At 43.8% G+C, this 4,304-nt stretch carries 5 protein-coding genes; all 5 read right to left on the bottom strand.

The genetic code is table 11. The annotated features are described in order from the left end of the window. Positions 1–81: 81 nt before the first annotated feature. The 5 genes from EI161_RS13515 to EI161_RS13495 all read right to left on the bottom strand — a co-directional run bounded on the left by EI161_RS13515 (position 82) and on the right by EI161_RS13495 (position 4,248). Complete coding sequence (locus tag EI161_RS13515; protein ID WP_192524931.1) at positions 82–939, bottom strand: pilus assembly protein PilX; 858 nt, start codon at positions 937–939, stop codon at positions 82–84. A gap of 11 nt (positions 940–950) precedes the next feature. Continuing rightward, positions 951–1,946: a PilW family protein gene (locus tag EI161_RS13510; RefSeq protein WP_192529782.1), complete on the bottom strand. Its 996-nt coding sequence runs from the start codon at positions 1,944–1,946 to the stop codon at positions 951–953. Then, positions 1,946–2,509, bottom strand: coding sequence for a type IV pilus modification protein PilV (pilV, locus tag EI161_RS13505; protein WP_192524828.1), 564 nt, complete (start codon positions 2,507–2,509; stop codon positions 1,946–1,948). Before pilV ends, EI161_RS13510 begins: the two co-directional genes overlap by 1 nt. Next, entirely contained in the window at positions 2,509–3,015 is a 507-nt protein-coding gene (locus EI161_RS13500) for a prepilin-type N-terminal cleavage/methylation domain-containing protein (RefSeq protein WP_318779327.1), read from the bottom strand. The genes pilV and EI161_RS13500 overlap by 1 nt, the downstream gene beginning before the upstream one ends. 357 nt (positions 3,016–3,372) lie before the next feature. Next, the gene (locus EI161_RS13495) at positions 3,373–4,248 is read right to left on the bottom strand and encodes a ComF family protein (RefSeq protein WP_192524827.1); all 876 of its coding nucleotides are present in this window, start codon (positions 4,246–4,248) and stop codon (positions 3,373–3,375) included. Between the last annotated feature and the right edge of the window lie 56 nt (positions 4,249–4,304).

Here is a 4,304-nt window from a genome sequence, read left to right as displayed (position 1 = left end):
TTCTTTGGGTTATTATAACCTCTTAGAAGCTGTCCAATTTTATTATGCCACTACACACAATTGCGCGGTAGGCTAAGGGGTTTAGGGAGACGCAAGGACACATTTCCTATCTAGTGATCCTGAGCCTTTACCAAATGGGATACAGGTAGTAGAGGCGGAGACGTTTTCTACATCGACTTGCTCGTAGAGCATTTTGCTCGGGGTCATCGCCGCTAGCATACAGTCATTCATTGCATTTTTGCCATCAGCGGCAGTGATACTGCTATTATCAAAACAAGAGCCATTGTCATCTTTTGGTTCGTGATAAGCTGGCAGTGCTGAGGTAGCACGGATATCGAACTTAAAGCGCTTACTAGTTCTGTCTTCCACTTCTTTACCGATGACCATCTGTGAAAAAGCTTCAGCATTGGGATCGGGCGGAGTGGTGGTGACGCTCATCTGAGTGACAATGGTTTGTCTGTTACTGGTATAGCCATCAGCACTTTTATAATTGCAAATGCCCTTATCCAGACCACTCCAGTAGCCGCCACTAGGATCTCTAATCGTAGCATTGGCCGTTAAGTATTTTTGGGTGCGCGGATTGAAGCAATAAATAAACTCGTTGTTAGTGTTTTTATCATCCAATAAAAAATGCCCAAATACCCCAGCCGAGCTGGTCACGTCTTTATACTGCTCCGATGCTGGATCACCATTAATCATGTTTTCTAGCTTTTGATTTCCGCTATCTGATGACTGCAATAAGATAGTATTAATTTGGTCACTGGTCGCCACTTTGAGATCGGTATTACTTTGTCTAACCGCAATTGCCCCTGCGAGCATAATGAGCACCAAAAACAATAACACCACTATCAGCGTTGCGCCTTGCTCTGATTCGCGGTACACCACAGCGCTACGGATATCTATGATGGTTAGGCCTGATAAATGACGGCTGCTTGGCATGGTCAGTCTCCCTACTGGGGTTTTAAGCTGGTATCTATGTTAACGACACGAGCATTACGCAATAAAGTGGTGGTCTCGTAGGTATTACGTACTTGGTTTTTACGGGTAGTGTCTGTTTCTAGAGTATTATCTTGACCCAATAACAAAAACTTAGTTTGATCCTCACTACCCACTATAGGCGTACTACCATGGGCGATAAGCCCCATCTTAATAGCGGTGATGGCAGGCTTGTCATCAGTTATTTTCATATAAGCACTGCTAGGCAAGTACATCATTTTCCCAGCATTGGCACCCTTGGTAAAATGCATCCCTAATAGCACTTTAAATTGGTCAACATTGGCAATGAACTCTTGTCCTATTCCACCAAAATCAGTGAGTTCAGTAACGCCACCGACTAAGTTGACGCGCCCAGCATCACAGGCAAGTACCAGATTTTTTATATCGCCTGAACTAGTATCGTCAGTTTTTTGGCGTAAAAAGTAACGCTCCACGACAGTGTCATTGAGCTCAACCGTCGAACCCTCGCAGTCATTCATGCGACTACCGGTTATATTGGTATATTGAATAGTCAACTGATCGCTGGGTACATCTTTTATATTTGAGATACCTGTCCAGCCATTAGTACCGCCCCTACTGTCGCCTGCACGTCTGGTCAAATAGCCCATACCGGTATAAGGCGTAGTGGCAATACCGAGATTGGCGGCGGTGAGTACTACTCCACCTTTGTTAGTGGCGCTCGTGATTTGGGTTTCAGGATTACCTAGATTGGCTAAGCGTACCTTTCTCTCTAACTGTTGTAACCCAAATACGCTAGCATCTTGGAGCTCACTACCACTGGCTTGGATACTACTGGTTTTTACGTTGATGATATACACCTGCATCGCTGCTGCCGATATAATCAAGCCGAGTATCAAAGAGATCATGAGCTCTATTAAGGTAAATCCTGACTGCTGATAAGGGCGATCGGTACTATTATGTCCCTGTCTTACTGTCCTACTAGACCACATCAGTACGCCTCCATAATAAAGCACTCAGCACCATTTTTATAAGTACCATCAGCATTTGCACACGCTTTGTCACTATCGTCTAGAGCTAAGGTGGTCGCGCCCCAACTGGCAACAAAGCATTGGCGCACTTGGCTGCCTACCGTGCCAGGGCAGCCATCAGCAGCCAAACCAATGAGCATATCATTAGCTACTGCATAGGACTTTAATAGCAGGCCATCACGAGTCGCTAACTGTTCAATCGTACAACTAGCACTAACAGCAGGGGCTGTAACAGTATTTTGTACGCAGCTATCTTTTTTTATGCTCTTATCATCGATACTTACTGTGTCTGAGTTACCATTTAGCGCTGCTTTAAACGCATTAATACCATCAGGATTGGTGCGCATTGTTTCTGCGCCACCTCTCATTACTGTTAAAGCTCGTGTACGCATTAAACTCTCATCAGTGGCTTTTACTGCTGCCATCTGCATAGCAGTAAAGCCCAAAACTGCAACTGCGAGCAATAATAAAGCGACTAGTACTTCTACTAAACCTACCCCACGCTGCGAGCTGAGTTTATACATTAGCAGGTTCCTCCAAGCTCAGTATTAATCGCCGCCAGTTTACTCACTTCTATTTGTCTAGGCGCAGCGGAGGTATTGCTATCGCAAATGTTGTACGTCACTTCATTATCAGCAGTTTTATCAGGACTAAATACTGAAACGCTTTTAGCTTTATTCTTACTGTCTTTACCGCTAATAGTACTTTTGGCATCATACGTATAAGTGCCAATTAAGTTTTCCTTGGCATCTTCGAGGACAAGAGTACCTGCATTGGTACTATTATTATTAATAGTTACAGTAATTACTTGTCGACGAATCACGCTCTCAACTTTAGCCTCTTTTAACGCATTAACCAGCGTAGCAGTCGTCGACTTCACTCTTTGATTTGCCAACTGATTGCTAATATTAGGCGCAGCGATGCTCACAATAATAGCAAGCACAGCAATCGTTACCATCAGCTCAATCAGAGTAAACCCTGAGCTGGTCATGCTTAGCTTAGATAATCGGTTATTCGCAGATGCGTTCACATCAAATTCCTGTTTATAACTACATTTATAACTGCCACTATTGATATGACCCTAATACTTACATGACACGAATACTGGTTTAACCATAATGATAGGTCGCTGATTTTTGCCGTCTACTCACTATATACCATGCAATTTTTGTTCCATGATATGTAGTGATAACTTCGCATAAAATGCTGAGCAATGAGCAAATGCTCTAAGACAGCTATTATTCATTAATTTGTTAATAGGTTTTATCGAGCAATGAAGCACTTACACGGTTAATATTTAACAAATTACTATATTAATTTTAACAATATAGCGTTACGGCAACATATTAGCAACATATTAGTGGTTACGAATAGAGACTGGCGGTTTTTATGATTGACTTCCATGCGCCAATGCATAAGCAAAGAGATGGTATTTATGGAGGGCTTGGGTATTTATTGATGAGGTTATATCAGACGAGACATATAGGGTACGCGCTAGGGCCTGCAAGCTCGCCCCTGTAGTCGAGACATCATCGAAGAACAATAAACGCTTGACGGGTGGTGTCTCGATAAGCGCAAAAGCATTATCTAAATTGCTTAAGCGCTCAGCTCGTGTCAGCCCTTGCTGGCTTATAGTGTTGTCGATACGCTTGATGCCATGCCACAGCGGTATTTGCCAATGCTTAGACAGTTGTGCTGATAAGATACTGACAGGGTCAAATCCGCGTTTGACCAATCGTTGGTTGGTAGTCGGCATAGCGACAATGACGCTATTATCATGATGACAGCCGTGAGGACGGGGTAATTGACGCAAGGCATGCAGTAGCAGTGGTAGCTTGGTCATATCTTCGTGATGCTTAAAAGCTCTGATAGCCTGACGCATGGGATAATCGTAATAAGTAGCGGTTTGAATGGTCAGTGCCGTACCAGCAGCGATATCCACGTCAAAAGGCTTGGGTAACCAAACCATACTATGATGACAATGCGCACATAATAAACCGCTGCTTAGACGGCGATTGATATAAAGGCGGAGCTTAGTAACGTAAGTATTGTTGCTTGGCAGTCTAACGCTATTTGAGGGTCTAATGCTAGAAGTGACATTGAGTATATCAGCGCTATGTGATGGCAAATGCTGCTGCGATAGCTGTGATAATTGGGGTAGCTGATATTGTGGTGTACTACGGTAAACACGGCATAACTGGCAGCGTATGTCTCCATACTCCGCCAGCCATAGCCCAGTTTGGTAAGGCGCTAAGTGACGCATGGGTGGTGTGTCAGAAAGTATGCTGAAGAAATAAAGGAGGGTGACAGCCAAAGCAA

The sequence above is a fragment of the Psychrobacter sp. FME5 genome, assembly GCF_014861375.1.
Taxonomy (GTDB): Bacteria; Pseudomonadota; Gammaproteobacteria; order Pseudomonadales; family Moraxellaceae; genus Psychrobacter.
This window is presented reverse-complemented; position numbering and strand designations above follow the sequence as displayed.

Bases quoted from the DNA above. Each gene is read 5' to 3' on its own strand.
- EI161_RS13510 (WP_192529782.1), bottom strand. From the start codon at position 1,946: ATGTGGTCTAGTAGGACAGTAAGACAGGGACATAATAGTACCGATCGC.
- pilV (WP_192524828.1), bottom strand. From the start codon at position 2,509: ATGTATAAACTCAGCTCGCAGCGTGGGGTAGGTTTAGTAGAAGTACTA.
- EI161_RS13515 (WP_192524931.1), bottom strand. From the start codon at position 939: ATGCCAAGCAGCCGTCATTTATCAGGCCTAACCATCATAGATATCCGT.
- EI161_RS13495 (WP_192524827.1), bottom strand. From the start codon at position 4,248: ATGCGTCACTTAGCGCCTTACCAAACTGGGCTATGGCTGGCGGAGTAT.